Origin of the sequence: Micromonospora sp. NPDC047753 (assembly GCF_040642735.1) — a bacterium.
Taxonomy (GTDB): Bacteria; Actinomycetota; Actinomycetes; order Mycobacteriales; family Micromonosporaceae; genus Micromonospora.
The window spans coordinates 1-1,931 of record NZ_JBEYSL010000795.1; the positions used below are offsets into that span (position 1 = coordinate 1).

The window sequence follows — 1,931 nt, forward strand, 5'->3', positions numbered from 1 at the left end:
TGGCCGGGCTGATCGCCGCGCCCGGCGAGACGGTGTACGCGGCCAGCAAGCACGCCCTGCTGGCCTTCAGCCTCGGCACCCTGTCCGACCTGCGGCGCCTCGCCACGGCCCCCGTTGGCGGCCCACCAGGTGATGGCCGGCCGCGTTGGTGTCAGTCTGCCGGCAGCGAGTTGACCGTGGACGCCCGGCGGTTGACGATCCGCGCCAGATCCGAGCGGCTGTCGCGGTGTTCCTGCGGGGTGGTGCCGTACGCGGCCCGGAAAGCCCGGCTGAAGTGGGCCTTGTCGGAAAAGCCCCATCGCGCCGCGACGGTCTGCACCGGCTGGTTGCGCAGCGCCGGGTCGGTCAGGTCGCGCCGGCACCGGGCCAGCCGCAGTTCCCGGATGTACGACGCCACTGTGGTGTCCTCGGCCTCGAACAACCGGTGCAGGGACCGCACCGAGATGTGGTGGGCGTCGGCGACCACCTGCGGGCCGAGGGTCGCGTCGCCGAGGTGGCGGTGGATGTACGACTGCACCTGGGTGAGCAGCGCCCGGCGGCGGACCTCGGTGGGCACGGCGTCCTCGGCGACGAGGTGCCGGCCGAGCATGGTGGTGGCCAGGTCGAGGCCCACCGCGCCGAGCCGGCTGGCGTCGGCGGCATGGTACTGCTCGGGATGCCCGGTGACCTGGAGCAGGAACTGTGCCAGCAACGCCCCGATCCCCTCGCTGCCGGACATCCGGCCGCCGTAGAGGGCTGCCATCCGCTGCGGCGGCAGGGGCAGGGCGGCGTGCGGGATCAGCGTGATGATCGAGGTGGCCTTGGCCCGTTCGGGTTCGGTCGCGTGGTGGCAGACGTCGTGCGGCCGGGACCCGTCGTAGAAGGTGAACTCGCCGGCGAGGATCTCGCTGCGGCGACCGTCCTGGCTGGATGTGCCGATGCCGCCGGTGGTGAGGGCGAGGATGTAAAACTCCGGGTCGGACTGACGGACCAGCTTCCGGGTCCGGGTGGCGTCCAGGGACGGGTATTCGTACTGCACCAGCTGGATCGGGCCGAGCGCGATGAAGTCGGCGCGGGCGGCGAAGTCGTCGCTGTGCGCGGACTGGATGCGCAGCGGCGCCGAGGTGCGCGCCACCAGGTCCAGCCACATGCCGAACCGTTCGACCGGTGGCAGGACCGTGGTGTCGATGGTGTCTCTCGGCAGCATCGGACTCCCTCAGCCCGCTCGACGCAGGATCAGCGCCTCGACCCCGTCGAGGATCCGGTCCAGGCCGAAGGCGAACTCGTCGTCGGGGTTGTCGTCCTGGTAGAGCACGCCGGCATCGAGCACCCGGTGCAGCGCGGGGAAGCGGGCGGGGTCGATGAGCCGTGCCACCAGCCGACCGTACGCCGGCATCATCTCACTGGCCTCGACGCCGGCCGCCCGGCTGCCCTCGGCAATCTGCGAGATGAGGGTGGCCTCGTTGCGGACGTACCCGGTGATCAGCAGGAGCACCGACATCTTCTCGCCCTCGCCGAGCGTGGTGCCGTCGAGGCAGCGCAGCCCGTCCTCCATCCAGCCGAGCTGCTGCGGCGTGATCGGTGGGCCGCTGATCGGCACGTGCAGCAGCCAGGATCGTTGCCGCAGCACCTCGTGCTCGGCCCAGGCCCACCGGGTGAGGCCGGCGCGCCAGTCGTCCTCCGGCGCGGGTGGGCCGGGGGACGGGCCGTACCCGGTGTCCACCATGAGCATCAGCAGCTCGTCCTTCGAGCCGACGTACCGGTAGAGGGCCATTGTCGCGGCGCCCAGCTCCTTGGCCACCCGGCTCATCGAGACGGCCGCCAGGCCGTCGGCGTCGGCCACGCGTACGGCGGCGTCCACGATGGTGGGCACGCTCATTCCCGGCCGGGGGCCCTTGGGTGGTCGCTCCCGCAGCCCCCACGCGCTCTCGATGGCCGGCGGGAGTACGGGC

At 72.1% G+C, this 1,931-nt stretch carries 2 protein-coding genes; both read right to left on the reverse strand.

The window, feature by feature from the left end:
- Positions 1-151 precede the first annotated feature (151 nt).
- Positions 152-1,186 carry a helix-turn-helix domain-containing protein gene (locus tag ABZ749_RS34615; protein ID WP_357235501.1) on the reverse strand — a complete coding sequence of 345 codons (1,035 nt, stop codon included), beginning with the start codon at positions 1,184-1,186 and terminating at the stop codon, positions 152-154.
- 9 nt (positions 1,187-1,195) lie between these two features.
- A partial coding sequence (locus ABZ749_RS34620) for a TetR/AcrR family transcriptional regulator (protein WP_357235504.1) occupies positions 1,196-1,931 on the reverse strand: 736 nt, incomplete at its 5' end.

What these genes read in the sequence shown, in the direction of transcription:
- ABZ749_RS34615 (WP_357235501.1), bottom strand. Translation starts at nt 1,186, where the DNA reads ATGCTGCCGAGAGACACCATCGACACCACGGTCCTGCCACCGGTCGAA.